The sequence below is a fragment of the Arthrobacter sp. ASL1 genome, assembly GCF_056680475.1.
Window position 1 is genome coordinate 2,339,422 of the sequence record NZ_CM155284.1, and the last position, 14,918, is coordinate 2,354,339.

17 protein-coding genes and 1 tRNA gene are annotated in these 14,918 nt (G+C 69.3%); 7 read left to right on the top strand and 11 right to left on the bottom strand.

What is annotated here, in order from left to right:
• Positions 1-132: 132 nt before the first annotated feature.
• From AC1MEQ_RS11055 to AC1MEQ_RS11075, 5 genes are all read right to left on the bottom strand, one after another.
• A complete protein-coding gene (locus AC1MEQ_RS11055) occupies positions 133-945 on the bottom strand; it encodes an HAD family hydrolase (protein WP_479790712.1) in 813 nt (270 codons plus the stop codon).
• Between the two features lie 28 nt (positions 946-973).
• Positions 974-1,888: a carbohydrate kinase family protein gene (locus AC1MEQ_RS11060; protein ID WP_479790714.1), complete on the bottom strand. Its 915-nt coding sequence runs from the start codon at positions 1,886-1,888 to the stop codon at positions 974-976.
• 80 nt (positions 1,889-1,968) lie between these two features.
• The gene (locus AC1MEQ_RS11065) at positions 1,969-2,796 is read right to left on the bottom strand and encodes an alpha/beta hydrolase family protein (RefSeq protein WP_479790716.1); all 828 of its coding nucleotides are present in this window, start codon (positions 2,794-2,796) and stop codon (positions 1,969-1,971) included.
• 4 nt (positions 2,797-2,800) lie between these two features.
• On the bottom strand, positions 2,801-3,610 hold the full coding sequence (locus AC1MEQ_RS11070) for an enoyl-CoA hydratase/isomerase family protein (protein ID WP_479790718.1): 810 nt from the start codon (positions 3,608-3,610) through the stop codon (positions 2,801-2,803).
• A gap of 57 nt (positions 3,611-3,667) precedes the next feature.
• Positions 3,668-4,933: a carboxylate--amine ligase gene (locus tag AC1MEQ_RS11075; protein ID WP_479790719.1), complete on the bottom strand. Its 1,266-nt coding sequence runs from the start codon at positions 4,931-4,933 to the stop codon at positions 3,668-3,670.
• 169 nt (positions 4,934-5,102) lie between these two features.
• Between AC1MEQ_RS11075 and AC1MEQ_RS11080 the strand changes: the two genes are divergently transcribed.
• Complete coding sequence (locus AC1MEQ_RS11080; protein WP_479790721.1) at positions 5,103-6,491, top strand: OFA family MFS transporter; 1,389 nt, start codon at positions 5,103-5,105, stop codon at positions 6,489-6,491.
• A complete protein-coding gene (locus tag AC1MEQ_RS11085; RefSeq protein ID WP_479790723.1) occupies positions 6,491-6,649 on the top strand; it encodes an MFS transporter small subunit in 159 nt (52 codons plus the stop codon). The genes AC1MEQ_RS11080 and AC1MEQ_RS11085 overlap by 1 nt, the downstream gene beginning before the upstream one ends.
• 52 nt (positions 6,650-6,701) lie before the next feature.
• Here AC1MEQ_RS11085 and AC1MEQ_RS11090 read toward each other — a convergent pair whose 3' ends face one another.
• Entirely contained in the window at positions 6,702-7,427 is a 726-nt protein-coding gene (locus tag AC1MEQ_RS11090) for a FadR/GntR family transcriptional regulator (protein ID WP_479790725.1), read from the bottom strand.
• Between the two features lie 128 nt (positions 7,428-7,555).
• On the opposite strand from AC1MEQ_RS11090, the gene AC1MEQ_RS11095 reads away from it, so the two are divergent.
• Both AC1MEQ_RS11095 and AC1MEQ_RS11100 read left to right on the top strand, forming a co-directional pair.
• Positions 7,556-8,101, top strand: coding sequence for a gluconokinase (locus tag AC1MEQ_RS11095; protein ID WP_479790727.1), 546 nt, complete (start codon positions 7,556-7,558; stop codon positions 8,099-8,101).
• A gap of 35 nt (positions 8,102-8,136) precedes the next feature.
• Positions 8,137-9,537, top strand: coding sequence for a GntP family permease (locus tag AC1MEQ_RS11100; protein ID WP_479790729.1), 1,401 nt, complete (start codon positions 8,137-8,139; stop codon positions 9,535-9,537).
• Between the two features lie 93 nt (positions 9,538-9,630).
• On the opposite strand, the gene AC1MEQ_RS11105 is transcribed toward AC1MEQ_RS11100, so the two are convergent.
• A complete protein-coding gene (locus AC1MEQ_RS11105) occupies positions 9,631-10,395 on the bottom strand; it encodes a substrate-binding domain-containing protein (RefSeq protein ID WP_479790731.1) in 765 nt (254 codons plus the stop codon).
• Between the two features lie 40 nt (positions 10,396-10,435).
• On the opposite strand from AC1MEQ_RS11105, the gene AC1MEQ_RS11110 reads away from it, so the two are divergent.
• Positions 10,436-10,837: a DUF5997 family protein gene (locus AC1MEQ_RS11110; RefSeq protein ID WP_479790733.1), complete on the top strand. Its 402-nt coding sequence runs from the start codon at positions 10,436-10,438 to the stop codon at positions 10,835-10,837.
• 82 nt (positions 10,838-10,919) lie between these two features.
• Here AC1MEQ_RS11110 and AC1MEQ_RS11115 read toward each other — a convergent pair whose 3' ends face one another.
• The 4 genes from AC1MEQ_RS11115 to AC1MEQ_RS11130 all read right to left on the bottom strand — a co-directional run bounded on the left by AC1MEQ_RS11115 (position 10,920) and on the right by AC1MEQ_RS11130 (position 13,425).
• Entirely contained in the window at positions 10,920-11,351 is a 432-nt protein-coding gene (locus AC1MEQ_RS11115; protein ID WP_479790735.1) for a universal stress protein, read from the bottom strand.
• A gap of 59 nt (positions 11,352-11,410) precedes the next feature.
• Positions 11,411-12,109, bottom strand: a complete 699-nt coding sequence (locus tag AC1MEQ_RS11120; RefSeq protein WP_479790737.1) for a dienelactone hydrolase family protein — start codon at positions 12,107-12,109, stop codon at positions 11,411-11,413.
• 135 nt (positions 12,110-12,244) lie between these two features.
• Positions 12,245-13,234 carry an MsnO8 family LLM class oxidoreductase gene (locus tag AC1MEQ_RS11125; protein ID WP_479790739.1) on the bottom strand — a complete coding sequence of 330 codons (990 nt, stop codon included), beginning with the start codon at positions 13,232-13,234 and terminating at the stop codon, positions 12,245-12,247.
• 107 nt (positions 13,235-13,341) lie between these two features.
• A tRNA-Leu gene (locus AC1MEQ_RS11130) sits at positions 13,342-13,425 on the bottom strand.
• Between the two features lie 278 nt (positions 13,426-13,703).
• Here AC1MEQ_RS11130 and AC1MEQ_RS11135 point away from each other — a divergent pair.
• Together AC1MEQ_RS11135 and AC1MEQ_RS11140 are read left to right on the top strand one after the other, a co-directional pair.
• Complete coding sequence (locus AC1MEQ_RS11135) at positions 13,704-14,438, top strand: FhaA domain-containing protein (RefSeq protein WP_479790741.1); 735 nt, start codon at positions 13,704-13,706, stop codon at positions 14,436-14,438.
• On the top strand, positions 14,435-14,917 hold the full coding sequence (locus tag AC1MEQ_RS11140; RefSeq protein WP_479790743.1) for an FHA domain-containing protein FhaB/FipA: 483 nt from the start codon (positions 14,435-14,437) through the stop codon (positions 14,915-14,917). Before AC1MEQ_RS11135 ends, AC1MEQ_RS11140 begins: the two co-directional genes overlap by 4 nt.
• The last annotated feature ends 1 nt before the right edge of the window (position 14,918 follow it).

Sequence of the window (14,918 nt, forward strand, 5' to 3'; positions counted from 1 at the left end):
GACAACGCCGCCGAAGGGCAGCCTGTGAGGGGAACGAGGAGATCCGATGGTGACAGATCGGGTGGGCGGTGGCGGCAGGAAGCACGAACCGGCAGCGCACGGGGATCCACGTCCCAACGGGCCACCCCGGGCCTAGACCGGGCCCCCCGCCAGGTAGCGCTCGATCACCTGGGCCACACCGTCGTCGTGCAGGGAGGCCGTGGTGCGCCCGGCGGCCGCCTTGGCCAGCGGGTGCCCGGAGTCGACGGCATAGCCGCGCCCTGCCCAGGCGAGCATCTGCACATCGTTGGGCATGTCGCCGAAGGCCAGCACCTCCTCGGCCCCGATCCCCATTCCATCGGCATATTCGGCCAAGGTGACCGCCTTGTTGACCTCGGGATGCGCCATCTCCAGCAGGGCCACCCCGGGTGCCGAATGCGTGATGGAAACCAGCGTCCCGAGGTCCGGCTCCACCAGCGACTGGAAGGTCTCCGCGTCGACCCGGTCGGTCTTGGCGAGGAGCTTCACCACTCCCTCGGCGTCCAGCTGCGCGGGCTCAAAGGGGCCCTCTACGACCCCGGGGATCCGGACCGACGACGCCGCCTCGTCCAGGAAACCCGGTTCGAGCAGCAGGCCTGACAGCGTCTCGGCGGCGAACACCGCCCCGGGTTCGCGGGCGCGGATCAGGCGCTGGACCTCGCCCACGGTTCCACCGGAAATGGTGTGGCTGGCCAGGATTCGTTCGGCTTCGAGGTCGTAGACGAGCGCCCCGTTGGAGCAGATGACCGTGCCCAGATGCCCGAAGGCGCGTTGCACGGGGGTCAGCCAGCGGAAGGGGCGCCCGGTGACGAAGACGACGTGAAGCCCCGCTTCCCGGGCGGCCGCGAAGGCCGCCACGGTCCGCGCGGAGATCGTCTCGTCGCGGTGCAGGATGGTGCCGTCGAGGTCACTGGCAATCAGGCGCATGGCGGGAAGGGGTCCGTCGGGAATCCGGTCAGGAGATCTCGTCGCGGCGCGGCGGGTTGGCGCCCGGCCGGGACACGGTGACGGCTGCCGCCCGGGTCGCGTATTCGAGGATCTCGCCGAGCTGGCCGGGAGTCAGGGCATGCAGGGCCCCGCGGCGGGCCGAACCGACCAGGTCGCGGTCCACGAGCGCGGAGAGCAGGGCAGACATGTACGAATCCCCGGCCCCCACGGTGTCGGCGACGTCCACCAGGGGTGCCTTCGCCTCGGCGACGCCAGCGGCCACGACGCCCCGGGAACCCCCGGAACCGTACGTCGCCACCACCATCGCCGGTCCCAGGGCGAGCCAGGCATGCACGCTGTCCTCCACACTGCGGCCGGGATAGAGCCACTGCAGATCCGAATCGCTGGCCCGGACCACGTCGCTCAAGGCCACGAACCGCTCGAACTGTTCGATGGCCTCGGCGTGCTTGGAGACGAAGCTGGGGCGCACGTTCGGATCGTAGGAGATGGTCGCGTGCGGGCGGGCCCGCTCCACGGCGGCCAGGACGGTCGCCGCACCGGGTTCGAGCACGGTCGCGATCGACCCGGTATGGACCAGCTGCGAGTCGGCCAGCGCGGCCGACGTCGAGGGGTCGAAGGCCGACAGGTCCCAGACCATGTCGAACTCGTAGCTGGCGGCACCGACGGGGTCCAGGGTGCCGTGGGCGGTGGAGGTCGGCAGGGCATCGGGGGTGAGGACCTCCTGCACGTCGTTGGAGCGCAGGTGCTCGTGGATCATGCGGCCGTATTCGTCATCGCCATAGCGGCCCACGAAGGACACCGGGTGCCCCAGCCGGGCTAGGCCCACGGCGACGTTCATCGGGCTGCCCCCGACGTAGGCCTGGGGCGCGGCAATGCCGCCGGACAGCACGTCAACGAGGGCCTCGCCCATAACAGTCAGCACTACACAACCTTACCTGTGGTCGTTGCGGACGCCCCATCCACTTTCGGCCCGGGGTCCAGCCCGCCCGGGTTCGGGTCCTGCTAGGCCGGGACCGCGAGTTCGGCCAGGGCCACCAGGCAAGCATCCCACGCCGTGGTTCCGGGGGTGATCAGCGCATAGTGGTCCCCGGTGGTCCAGACCATCCGTGCGGGGTCGCCCTGGGCGCGGGCGGCATCGGTGTAGGCGCGCGAGAGCGCCGAGGGCACGTCGGCATCGGATTTGCCGTGCAGGGCGATGACCGGGACACCGATGGGGAGCATCCGCACCGGGTCGGCCAGCTGCCAGCGCCGGGCATCCTCCTCGTTCGTGGCCCCCATGAGCTTCAGGGCCGCGGAATGGCTGAGTTTGAGCCAGTTCGCCATCCACAGTTCCAACACGCCGGCCTGGCTGACGACGCCGGCGACCTTCACCGCCGGTCCCGCGCCCGGCGCCCCGGCGGGCAGCTTGTGCCGGCCGGCGGCCCAGACACCGAGGTGTCCTCCCGCGGAATGGCCGAGCACGACGACGTTGCCCGGTTCCAGCCCGGCTCCCGCCAGGGCGGGGCCGAGGGCATCGATCCCCGCGGCGACGTCCTCGAACGTTTGCGGCCACCCCCCGGCATCGGGTCCGGGCTCGGGCGCATCGGTGGTCCGCCGGTATTCCAGGTTCCACACGACCCAGCCGCGGCGGACCAGGTCGTCGGCCAGCGGGCGCCCCAGGGAGGCGTCGTAGGTGTCGCGCCAGAAGCCCCCGTGGATGATGACGATGACCCCGGGCAGCCGCCGTTCGGTCGGCACGTACAGTTCGGCGTATTGGCTGGGGTGGGGCCCGTAGTGGTGGACCGCATCGGGTGCGCGGGCGGGCCGGGCGGCGTCGTCGTTCTCCGTCATGGTCTCAGCGCCCCGGGAAGGCGGGGGTCTCCTTGGCCAGGAACGCGGTACGCCCCACCACGGAGTCCTCGGTGGCGAAGGCCTCGCGGAAGCTTTCCACCTCGGCCTCGAGTCCGTCGGCGACCGGGAGCCCGTTGATCCGGTTCAGCGCCCGCTTGGTGTTGTCGACCGAGGTCGGGGCCTTGGCGGCAATCTCCTCGACGGTCGCCTTCGCAGCGGCCAACAGGGCATCGGTATCGTCGAAGAGGGCGTTGGCCAAACCGATGCGCAGGGCCTCCTGTGCGTCGATCCGGCGGCCGGTGTAGATCAGCTCGCGGGCCTGCCCGAGGCCGACGCGCTGCTGCAGGCGCACCGAACCGCCGAAGCCGGGCACCAGGCCCAGGTTGACCTCGGGCTGGCCGAAGCTGGCGCGGGCGCTGGCGTAGATGAAGTCGCAGGCCAACGCGAGTTCGCAGCCGCCGCCGAGCGCGAACCCGTTGACCGCTGCGATCACCGGTACGGGCAGGGCCTCGAGCCGGGTGGTGACCGTATGCATCTGCCGGGCGTAGGCCTCGGCCGCATCCGGGCTCATGGAGTTCATTTCGCGGATGTCGGCACCGGCGACAAACGCCTTGGCCCCGGCGCCGGTGAGGACAATGCCGCGGACGGGCCAGTTCCCGTCGATGCCCAGGCCCGCCAACGTGTCGGTGAGGTCCAGCAGGTCCTTCACGACGGCCGATGCCAAGGCGTTCATGGCCTCCGGGCGGTTGACCGTCACCACCAGGGCGGCGCCGTCCTGCTCGACGAGCAACGTGTCGTAGCGGGCGAAATCCATATGTGCTTCCTTCCGGGTCATCATCGACCGGCGCTCACCGCCAGTTCCTCCAGCATGTCAGAGTCGCGGCGGATGCCGGCGGAACTTGCGGAATTGGTTCAGCGACGTGAGCGCGATGTACCAGAGCCTACGGGGGTCGCGTTCGGCGCGGTAGAGCAAGGGGTTGGCGACCCGGTGGGCGCGCATCAGCGCCCGGGCCTTTTCACCGACGGGGCCGCGCAGGTGCCGGCGCAGCAGCGCCAGCGGCAGCACCGTGTAGAGGATGTGCCCGGTGGCCACCACGGGGGCCGCATCGGGCTCCGCGGCCGGCAGCGCCCCGTCGTCGTACTCGGGTCCGAGGTATTCGCGCACGTAGAACGTGGCGGCGTTGTGGCCCGCCGCGGTGATGTAGTAGTGGTTGCGGCCCAACCGGGGGTTGAGCTCGAAGAACTTCACGACCCCGTCCCGGGGGTCCAGTTTGGCGTCGAACATGGAGAATCCGGTCCAGCCGAGGTGTTCGAGGATGCGCCGGCCCTGGTCGATGAATCCGGCGTTGACGCCGGTGACGATGCCCGCCGAGTTGCCCAGCACCAGCGGGGCGTGCTCCTCCACGACGACCTCGCCGTAGGCGGCGAAGCGCACGCGGGCGTCGCGGTCGGAGTAGAACGTGCACAGGCGCATGTTGGTGTCCCCGCCGGGGATGAGTTCCTGCAGGATGAACTGGCCGGTGTAGCCGGAGGCGCGGATGCGGGCGAGCAGGTCATCGAGTTCGCCGGGCGTGGCAATGGTGTGGACCTTCTGCTTGCCGGCGAACCTGGCGTGGACCCAGGCGCTGCTGTCCGCGGGTTTGCCGATGAGCGGGAAGGGCAGGTCGGCCGGCAGCGGGCGCGGTGCCGCCGGATCGTAGGAGATGGTCAGCGGGTGGGGGATGCCCAGCTCGGCGCACAGCGCGTAGAAGTTCTGCTTCAGCGCGGCGCGTTCGATGACCGCGGTGTCGGGGTAGGGGATCGTGTACCAGGGCGCGAGCGCCTCGCGGTGGGTGGTGATGATGCCGACCTGCAGGTCGAGCGAGCCGCAGAGCAGCAACGGGCGCGGGCGGGCTCCGTCGGCGGTGAGTTCGCGCGCGACGGCCAGCAGGTGGTCAACGACGGCCTGCGCGTCGGTCATGGTGCCGGACGGGCGGATGTCGATGGCGGCCGAGTGCTCCAGCACCCCGTTGCTGCCGGCGGGCACCGCGACGCTGACGGCCCCGTAGGCCTCGTGGAACTCGCGGGCCAGCGAGTACGTGCCGATGTCCCCGCCGAGGATGACCGGGACGAACGGCTGTGAATCCGGGATGCGCATGACGTCCAATGTAGCGGGGCGGGCCCCGCGTGCCGAACCGACTGGACCACTATGCAAGAAGGGTGTTGTGCAGCACAATGTCCAGAGGCAACCAAATGCGCCGATCCGCGGCGCTGGACCGCCACCGCACCCGCCGCTCGCCGGCCAGGCCATTTTGGAGGCACATTCCATGGGGTTTCTCGACAGGTCCCGATCCATCGCCCCGCCGGGGTTCAACCGGTGGCTCATCCCGCCGGCGGCCCTGGCCGTCCACCTGTGCATCGGCCAGGCCTATGCCACCAGCGTCTACAAGACGGCGCTGATCGGCCACTTCGAGGTCTCGCAGACGGCCATCGGGGTGATCTTCTCGATCGCGATCGTCATGCTGGGCCTCTCGGCGGCCATCATGGGCACGTGGGTGGAACGGTCCGGTCCCCGCATGTCGATGTTCGTCGCCGCCGTGTTCTGGGCCGTCGGCTTCCTGGTCGGGGCGCTGGGCATCTTCACCGGGCAGCTCTGGCTGGTCTACCTCGGCTACGGGTTCCTCGGCGGCATCGGCCTGGGCATCGGCTACATCTCCCCGGTCTCCACGCTGATCAAGTGGTTCCCTGACCGCCCGGGCATGGCCACCGGCATGGCGATCATGGGCTTCGGCGGTGGCGCCCTGATCGCCTCCCCGCTTTCCACGCAGCTGCTCAAGGCGTTCGACCCGGCCTCCGGGACCGCGGGCTGGGTCGCCAGTGGCGACGCGGTCGGCCGGCTGTTCGTGACCCTGGGCATCGTCTACTTCATCGTCATGATGTACGGCGTGTTCAGCATCCGCGTCCCGGCCGAGGGCTGGCGCCCCAACGGCTGGGATCCGGCCCAGGTGAAGCATTCGGACCTGGTCACGAAGAACCACGTCTCGGCGGCCAATGCCATCAAGACGAAGCAGTTCTGGCTGCTCTGGACCGCCTTGTTCCTCAACGTCACCGCCGGGATCGGCATCCTGGAACAGGCCTCGCCGATGATCCAGGACTTCTTCCGGGCCGAAAACGGCGTCTCGGCGGTCTCCGCGGGCGTCGCCGGCGGCTTCGTCGGCCTGCTCTCGATCGGCAACATGGCCGGGCGGTTCGCCTGGTCAAGCACCTCGGACGTGATCGGGCGCAAGAACATCTACATGGTCTACCTCGGCGTCGGCGCGGTGCTCTACGTCATCCTGGCGTTCTTCGGCGGCTCCAGCACGCTGCTGTTCATCCTGCTGGCCTTCGTGATCATCAGCTTCTACGGTGGCGGCTTCTCCACCGCCCCGGCCTACCTGAAGGACCTCTTCGGCACCTTCCAGGTCGGCGCCATCCACGGCCGGCTGCTCACCGCCTGGTCGGCCGCCGGCATCGCCGGGCCGCTGATCGTCAACGGGCTGCTGGACGCCCAGGGCAAGCCCGGCACGATGAACGCGCACAACTACCTGCCGGTGCTGCTGGTCATGGTGGTGCTGCTGATCGTCGGCTTCGTCGCGGCCCTGCTCATCCGTCCCGTCGACCCCAAGTTCCACGAACCCGAGCGCGAGAGCGCCACGACCAGCGCCGAGGAGGCCTGATGAACACCCCCGGATCCCCCACGCCCGCCGGCTCCCCCGCCCACGTCCCCGTCGACGTCGCCCCGGGCCGGCTGGTCTTCGGCTGGCTACTCGTGGGCGTCCCGCTCATCTACGGGATCGTCACCACGCTCTCGCGGGTGGGACAGCTGTTCCAGTAGCACGACGGCGGTGCCCGGCACCCGGGGCAGTCCCGTGTGCCGGGTGGCCGGCTCAGTCGGGGAGCTGCCCGTCGGTCAGCGTCGCCTCGAGGGCGGCGCGCACCTCATTGACGAGGACCTGCATGTGCGCCTCGGCACCGTGGCCGTCACCGGCGGCCACGGCGGCGGCCACGGCGTCGTGCTCGTCCAGCGCCTTCGCCCGCGGATGGAAGGGCATCATGCGCTGCTCCGTGCGTCCGGTCAGCACCTCGGCCACCACGCCGTCGAGTTCGGCGAACATCGAGTTCCCGCTGACCTGGAGCAACAGCGCGTGGAAGGCGATGTCGACGGCCAGGAAGGCCTCCAGGTCCCCGGCCTCGCCCAATCGGCGCATCTCGGCGGCCAGGCGCACGATCTCGGTCCGCGCCGCCTCCGGCGCCCGGCGGGCGGCCCCGGCCGCGGCCAGCGGCTCCACGGCCACGCGCAGCTCGGTCAGTTCGGTGAACTGGCGTTCGCGCCCCGGCCCGGCCAGCCTCCAGCGGATCACGCGCCGGTCGTAGGCGTTCCAGAAGCGCGGCTCCTGGATCACGAGCCCCACGCGGCGCTTCGCGTACACCAACCGCAGCGATTCCAGCACCCGCATGCAGTCGCGCATCACGGTGCGCGAGACGCCGAAGCGCCCCTGCAGGGATTCAAGTGTCAGCCGGTCCCCCGGACGCAGCACTCCGTCGATGATCTCGCGGCCGAGCGCGTCGACTATGGGTTCCTGGAGCACCATTGCTCCGGCGGGCATCTGCATGGTGAACATCCTATGGTTCCGGCCCGCGACACTCGTCACAATTAGTACTATCTTTACCCGGTTATAAGGTGTTATCTTTTATCCAGCCGTTTCGACGGCAGGCCAAGGACGTCCTTCCAGGAGATGACATGCCACACCAGGCACCCCCGACCCCCACCACGCACCTCGTGGTCATGGGGGTCTCCGGCTCGGGGAAGACCACGGTCGCCGCACTGCTCGCCGAACGGCTGGGCTGGCCTGCGGCCGAGGCCGACGACTTCCACCCGCCGGCCAACATCGCCAAGATGGCCGCCGGGATCCCGCTGGACGACGCCGACCGCTGGCCCTGGCTCGCGGAACTGCGCCGGTGGATGGACGGCCACGACGGCGGCGCCGGAACCGTCGTCACCTGCTCCGCCCTCAAGCGCAGCTACCGGGACCTGCTGAGGCAGGGCACCGGCGTCGTGCGCTTCCTGCAGGTCGATGCGGACGCGGCCCTGCTGGCCCAACGCCTCGGGCAGCGCACCGACCACTTCATGCCCGGCACGCTGCTGGCCAGCCAATTGGCCACCCTCGAACCCCTCGCCGCCGACGAGGACGGCACCACGCTGCCGAACGACACCACCCCCGGCGACCTGGCCGAACGGGCCATCTCCCGTCTCGGCCTGACCCCCGCGGCCACCAGCCGCCCCTGACCGAACGTTCCATCCGACCCCCCAATGGAGAACCCATGACCATCGAGAACTGGACCCAGACCCTGGGTGCGGGACCGCTGCTCGGCATCGCCGCCGTCGCCATCGTCGTCCTGCTGCTGCTCATCATCAAACTACGGATGCATGCCTTCGTGGCACTGATCCTCGTCAGCCTGCTGACCGCCTTCGCCACCGGCATCCCCGCCGGCAGCGTTGTAAAGGTGCTCACCGACGGCTTCGGCTCCACCCTGGCCTCCGTCGCCCTGCTCGTGGGCCTGGGCGCCATGCTCGGGCGCATCGTGGAGACCTCCGGCGGCGCCAAGGTGCTGGCCGACTACCTGATCCGCGTGTTCGGCGAGAAGCGGGCACCCTTCGCCCTGGGCGTCGCCTCGCTGATCTTCGGCTTCCCGATCTTCTTCGACGCCGGACTGGTCGTCATGCTGCCGGTCGTCTTCGCCGTCGGACGGCGGCTCGGTGGCGGCGTGCTGCTCTACGGGCTGCCCGCCGCCGGCGCGTTCTCGGTCATGCACGTCTTTGTCCCGCCGCACCCCGGCCCCGTCGCCGCCTCCCAGTTCTTCGACGCCAACGTCGGCTACGTCCTGCTCATCGGGCTCGTGGTCGCCCTGCCGACCTGGTACGTGACCAGCTACCTGTTCGGCAAGTGGGCCGGGCGCAAGTGGGAACTGCCAATCCCGTCCCTGCTGGGCGAGGCCGACTCCGAACACGAGGCGAACCCGCCGGCCTTCGGCACCGTCATCGCCGTGCTGCTGCTGCCCCTGGTTTTGATCTTCCTCAACACCGGCCTGAACACGCTGGCCTCCGGCGGGGTCCTGCCGGAAACCGTCACGGAGGACACCTGGTTCCAGCTGCTGCGCGCGATCGGCGAAACCCCGGTGGCCCTGCTGATCTCCCTGCTGGTCGCAGCCGTCGTGCTCGGCATGCGCCGCGGCATGGCCAAGACGGCCATCGAGCAGGTCATGGAAAAGGCGCTGGGACCGGTCTGCTCGGTCATCCTGATCACCGGTGCCGGCGGCATGTTCGGCGGCGTCCTGCGCACCTCGGGCATCGGCGACGCCCTGGCCAACGTCCTCGGTGACCTGGGCGTCCCGCTGATCCTCGCCGGCTTCCTGATCTCCGGCATCCTGCGCGTGGCCCAGGGCTCGGCGACCGTCGCGTTGACCACCGCCGCCGGCCTGCTGGCCCCGGCCGTCGCAGCCGCCGGGCTGAACGACATCCAGCTGGCGACCATGGTCGTGGCCGTGGCCGCCGGTTCGGTGATCATCTCGCACGTGAACGATTCGGGCTTCTGGCTGGTGGGGCGCTTCTTCGACATGGACGTGAAGACCACCCTGAAGACGTGGACGGTGCTGGAGACGCTGATCGGCGTGGTCGGCTTCGCCCTCGCCGCGGTGGTCTTCGGGTTCGCCTCGATCGGCTAACCGGTCCGACCGCTGGGGCCCCGCACGGCGGCATCTTCGGGTGCCGCGGTGCGGGGCCCTCCTGCGTCCGGACGGATAGTTGGTCCGGGGCGGCTACCGGCGCCCGCGGGCGGGACCGCCACGGCGCTTTCCGCCGGTGGGCTTTCCGCCGGTGGGTTTGCCGCCGGTGCGCTGTCCGTGCTTCCGGGCACCTCCACGGGGGGCATCCTGGGGGCTGCGTTGGCGTGTGCGCTGGGACGCGGCCGCCTCGCGGAGCTCGCGTTCCTGCACGGAGGGCTGTCGGGAGGAATTCGCGCCGCGACCACGGACGATCCCGATGAACTCCTCCACCAGCGGATTTTCCGGGTCGTCACCGATCGGCTTGAGCCAGGAAACGCCGATCCGGGTCGAGGGTGCGCCCGAGAGGACCTTCTGCACCACGTCCTTGCGCCGGTACAGCCGTCCCACGGACATGGGCACCACCAGCAACCCGGCGCCGGATCCGACGACCTCCACGGCCATGGCCGTTCCGCCCACGGCGGGCGGGTAGTCAGCCAGGTCCAGCCAGGCCTGTCCCGCCAGTTCCGCCAACGGCACCTCATCGTCGTAGAGCTCCACCTCGTGCTCGCGCGGTGCACACACCACGGGCAGCTCCTCGTACAGGGGGATCACGTGCGTCGTGGCGTCGGCGGGCTTCGCCCCGTCGGCGAAACGCAGGAAGACCAGGTCGGCATCACCGGAGGCGAGCAACCCGCGGGGGTCGTCGCCGTCGTCGTACCGGGTCGCGATGACCGGCACCTCCGCGTGCCGCTCCCGCCAACGCTCCAGCCACTTGCCCGGGGTCACGCCGGGGACGAACGCGATTCTCAGCTCTGCCACGCACGCCAGCCTACCGCCCGGGCCCGGGTACGCTGGGGGAATGAGCCAGAAAACCCCGCAGAGCATGAAACCGGCCACCGCCGCCAAGAAGCTCGGCGTCTACCTGCCCGCCACGCCTGCCGAATTCCAGGAGGGCCCGGTCACCCGGTCCGCCCTGGACGAATTGATGAACGAACCGCCCGAATGGCTGGTGGCGTTGCGCCAAAACGGACCGCATCCGCGTCCGGTCGTCGCCCAGAAGCTGAACGTGAGCATTTCCGGGTTGGCCCGGGGAGGCGTCGAGGAGGCGCTGACCACGGCGCAGATCGAGGAACTGCTCGCGGATCGGCCGCAGTGGCTGCAGGCGGAACGGAGCAACATGGCCGCCGTTCGCGCCGAGGAGACCCGCGTCCGCGAGGCTGCTGCCCGGAAGGCCACGGCCCGCGAAGCCGACGGCCGGTAGCCATCCCCGGAACGTCGCCGGAACCCAAAACGGCGCCCATCCCCCACGGGGTATGGGCGCCGTTTGCTGCCGGTCTGGGCCGCTAGCTGGCGGTCTTCACGATGTAGACGTCGCACGGGGCGTTCAGCGCGACGCTGGAGGCCACGCTGCCGAGCACGCGGCCCAGGCCCTTCATGCCGACGTTGCCGACGACGATGAGCTGGGCACCGAGTCGGCTGGCCTCCTCGACCAGGGCGTCCTGCGGCTTGCCCTTGACGGCAGAGGCGGTGATGCTCGCGCCCGGTACCAGTTCGCGCAGCTTGGTGGCGGACTTCTCGGCGAGCTTCTGGGCCTGCTCGGCGTCGTCGAGGATCCAGGTGTCGCTGCCAATCTGGACGACCTCGGTGTTGTCCTTGGTATGCGCGGTGATCACCATGAGATCCGCGCCGAGCCCGGCGGCCACGGTGGCCGCCCGCGTGGCCGCCTTGTTCGCGGTCTCGCTGCCGTCGACACCGACGATGACTGTTCCTGACATGTGTTTGCTCCCTGTCTGGTGCGACGCCGATGGCGACGCGCCTATTGGTCGTGCGTGGTCTAGTTGGTTTTCTCCCGGAGGAAGCCGACGGACCGTTCCCAGGCCAGCCGGGCCGCTTCCGGGCGGTAGTTGCCCTGCGGGTTCCCATCATTATGGAACGCATGCGGGGCTTCGTAGTAGTAATAGGTCACGTCGGCACCGGATTCGTCACGGATCTGCTGTTCCTGGGCGCGCGCCTGGTCCACGGGGAACGAGGTGTCCTCCGTCGCGTAGTGGCCCTGGATCGCGGCACGGACCCCGGCAAACGACGCGGGGACACCCTGGCCGACACCGTAGAACGGCACGGCGGCGGCTATCCGGTCGCCCTGCTGGGCGGCCAGGGCCAGGACGAATCCACCGCCCATGCAGAACCCAATGGCGGAGACCTTGGAGCTGGTGACCTCGTCGAGGCCCACCAGGTAGTCGACGGCGCCGGCAAGGAGTCGTGCGCCTTCCTCCTCCGGAAGTTTCTGCATCATCTCGGTGGCCTCGTCACCATCGTGGGTGACCCACCCGCCATAGAGGTCCGGGGCCAGGGCGACAAAGCCCTCGGCGGCCAGCCGGTCGGCGACGTCGCGGATGTGGTCCGTCAGTCCCCACCACTCCTGGATGACGATCACCCCCGGTCCGCTGCCGGAGGCCGGCGTGGCCAGGTAACCGTGGGCCTGCTGTCCGGCGGAGGGAAAGGTGACGTTCTGATGTGCTGTCTTTTCTGCCACGGATGCACTCCTGTTCGTCGTCGATCGCGCGTGCGCCCCCAGTCTATGCAGACGATGTGGCGTCGGTCTCATCCAGCGACCGGTATTCGTCACCGGCGGAATCCGCTCGTTGCCACCTCCGGGCCCGGTGGCACCTCAGCCCGGCGCCAATCCGGCCAGTATCCGGTCCGAGTGCATCTGGTCCTGGACGTCATGGGTCGCACCCGTCAGCATGATCTCGTCGGCGCCCGTGGCCGCCGCCAGATCGGCCAGGAGCCCCCGAACGAGCGCTGGTGACCCGAGCACCGCCGCGTTCAAGTGGTCCTCGACCAACCCCCGTTGGCGTGCGGTCATCGGCTTGGCGCGCACCGCTTCGACTGGTTCCAGGGGGTGGAATTCACCACGGGTCCGCGCCTGCGCCATCGCCCACGCCTCCGGGAGCAGCAGGTCGCGTGCCCGGGCCACGGTGTCGGCGGCCACGGTATTGACAGCGATCACCACGTGGGGCCGCTCGAAGCGGTCGGAGCCTCGGAAAGCGCTCCGATACTCCTGCACTGCCGCGCGGGCCCGCTGCCGGTCAGTCAGGACCGGTCCTCCGAGGACGACGCCGAGACCGGCCCGGGCGGCAATGGCGGCACCTCTCCGGGTCGCCAGGACGAACAAGGGAATCCGGGTCGCGGGCCGTGGCCGGGAGGTGAAGGAAGCCGTGCCGTCCAGATAGCCCGTCAGTTCGGCGATGTCATCCGCGAATTCGGCGTCCCCGTAGGTTGAGGTGCGCAGCGCCGTGCGGACGGCCGGGGTGAAGCCCAGCGAGCGCCCGAGGCCCAGATCGATGCGCCCGGGATGGAGCTGGTCCAATGTCGACACCTGTTCGGCAACCACCAGCGGCTGGTGGTTTGGCAGCATGATCCCCCCGGATCCCACGCGCAACCCCGTGGTTGCGGCGGCCACCGCCGCCATCAGCACGGCGGGTGCCGAACCGGTGATGCCCGGCACCCCGTGGTGTTCGGCCACCCAAAACCTCGAGATGCCCCGGCCGTCGATTTCCTGGGCCCGGGCGACCACCGCCTGCAGGGCCGCGGCTTCGCCATAGCCCGCACGGGCGAGTGCACGATCCAGAATGGATAGCGGAGGCAAGGAGGTCATGCAGGGTACAACCGGCGTTGTGCAGGCATATTCCGCAGCACTGGCTATCCGTGGGCGAAAAAATGCCCCCCTTCCGTGATCCGGAAGGAGGACATCCTCGAAACTCGTGCGCGAGGGGGGACTTGAACCCCCACGCCCTTGCGGGCACTGGCACCTGAAGCCAGCGCGTCTGCCAATTCCGCCACTCGCGCGAGTCGCTGGTTCGGGTTTCCCCGGAACAGCGAGATCAATCATAACCACCTCGGGACGGCATCGCCTAATCGCCGGTTCTTCTGTGATGAGGAGCACGAGAGGGAACCAAAAACCCGCTAAAACACGTTGCGATATGGAAGAGTTGCCAACTCCCCCGGACCGATTCCCAGACAGGGCAAGTAGTATCGGACAAGCACAGGCCCCCGGCCGGCTGTTTCGTCACGCTCCGTGGCCGGAGCGGCATACAGGACAACCGACTTCGAGAGGAGCAGCGCCCATGGGTGTGGTGGACAACGTTGAGCGCGGTCTCGAAAAGCTGGTGACCAGTGTCTTCCGGGGTTCCGGCTCCGCCGAGGTACAGCCTGTGGAGATCGCCAGCCAGCTGCGCAACGAGATGGACAAACGGACACTGACGCTGTCCGAAGGCCGCACCTTGGCGCCCAATTCCTTCAAGATCCGGCTCGGTGCCGCAGATTTCGAGCGGGCACGCCAATGGGGTGCCACCCTGGCCGAGGAGCTGTGCGATGTCGCCGTCAAGCACGCCCGCTCCCAGCAGTACACATTGCAAGGCCCGGTCAGCGTCTCGTTCAACCGGGACGAAGCCACCCGGGCCGGCAGCTTCACCATCGACGCCACCATGGAAAAATCGGCCGCCGGCACCGCCACGCCCCCGAAAGCCCCCGAGGCACCGCCCCGGCCGCCGTCCAACCAGCAGGCCGTCCTGGACATCAACGGGCAGCGTTACGCCCTGAATGCCGACTCCGTGGTGCTGGGTCGCTCCGCCGAGGCGGACATCCCCATCGACGATCCCGGGGTCTCGCGTCGCCACGTGGAAATCGTCAGGGACGGTGCGCGCGCCTGGGCCGTGGACCTGGGCTCCACCAACGGCAGCTACGTGAACGGACAACGCGTCCAAGGGCGCGAGGAACTCTTCGACGGCTCCATCGTGGCGATGGGCCGCACCCGCATCACCTACCGACTAGTTCCCCAGCGCACCGGAGGCAGCGCATGAGCGATCTCGTACTGACGGCCTTGCGGCTCGGCTTCCTGATCCTGTTGTGGATCCTGATTCTGAGCATCATCACCGCACTTCGCCGGGACCTATCCATCGGCAAGAAGGCGAAGACAGGGCAACCGACGGCTCGAGAAGTCCGCAAGAACCCCGATCTGATGGCCGAACCGGTTCCCGCCCCCAGGAAGTCGGCCCGTACCCTGGAAATTCTCGAGGGTCCCCTCGCCGGGACCAGCCTCGAATTGGCGGCGAGCCCGATCCTGCTGGGCCGCGCCCAGGAGGCGACCGTGGTCCTCGAGGACGATTACGCTTCGGGCCGCCACGCCCGTCTCTTCCCCCAAGGCAGCCGGTGGTTCATCGAGGACCTGGGGTCCACGAACGGCACCTACCTGGGGGATTCCCAGTTGACCCGAGCCCAGCCCGTGGACATCGGCCAGACCATCCGGATCGGGAAAACCGTGATGGAGTTGAGGCCGTAGT

Excerpts from the sequence above, each read along its gene's own strand:
- AC1MEQ_RS11055 (WP_479790712.1), bottom strand. The coding sequence starts at position 945 with ATGCGCCTGATTGCCAGTGACCTCGACGGCACCATCCTGCACCGCGAC.
- AC1MEQ_RS11065 (WP_479790716.1), bottom strand. The coding sequence starts at position 2,796 with ATGACGGAGAACGACGACGCCGCCCGGCCCGCCCGCGCACCCGATGCG.
- AC1MEQ_RS11070 (WP_479790718.1), bottom strand. The coding sequence starts at position 3,610 with ATGGATTTCGCCCGCTACGACACGTTGCTCGTCGAGCAGGACGGCGCC.
- AC1MEQ_RS11075 (WP_479790719.1), bottom strand. The coding sequence starts at position 4,933 with ATGCGCATCCCGGATTCACAGCCGTTCGTCCCGGTCATCCTCGGCGGG.
- AC1MEQ_RS11080 (WP_479790721.1), top strand. The coding sequence starts at position 5,103 with ATGGGGTTTCTCGACAGGTCCCGATCCATCGCCCCGCCGGGGTTCAAC.
- AC1MEQ_RS11085 (WP_479790723.1), top strand. The coding sequence starts at position 6,491 with ATGAACACCCCCGGATCCCCCACGCCCGCCGGCTCCCCCGCCCACGTC.
- AC1MEQ_RS11090 (WP_479790725.1), bottom strand. The coding sequence starts at position 7,427 with ATGCAGATGCCCGCCGGAGCAATGGTGCTCCAGGAACCCATAGTCGAC.
- AC1MEQ_RS11095 (WP_479790727.1), top strand. The coding sequence starts at position 7,556 with ATGCCACACCAGGCACCCCCGACCCCCACCACGCACCTCGTGGTCATG.
- AC1MEQ_RS11100 (WP_479790729.1), top strand. The coding sequence starts at position 8,137 with ATGACCATCGAGAACTGGACCCAGACCCTGGGTGCGGGACCGCTGCTC.
- AC1MEQ_RS11110 (WP_479790733.1), top strand. The coding sequence starts at position 10,436 with ATGAGCCAGAAAACCCCGCAGAGCATGAAACCGGCCACCGCCGCCAAG.
- AC1MEQ_RS11115 (WP_479790735.1), bottom strand. The coding sequence starts at position 11,351 with ATGTCAGGAACAGTCATCGTCGGTGTCGACGGCAGCGAGACCGCGAAC.
- AC1MEQ_RS11125 (WP_479790739.1), bottom strand. The coding sequence starts at position 13,234 with ATGACCTCCTTGCCTCCGCTATCCATTCTGGATCGTGCACTCGCCCGT.
- AC1MEQ_RS11135 (WP_479790741.1), top strand. The coding sequence starts at position 13,704 with ATGGGTGTGGTGGACAACGTTGAGCGCGGTCTCGAAAAGCTGGTGACC.
- AC1MEQ_RS11140 (WP_479790743.1), top strand. The coding sequence starts at position 14,435 with ATGAGCGATCTCGTACTGACGGCCTTGCGGCTCGGCTTCCTGATCCTG.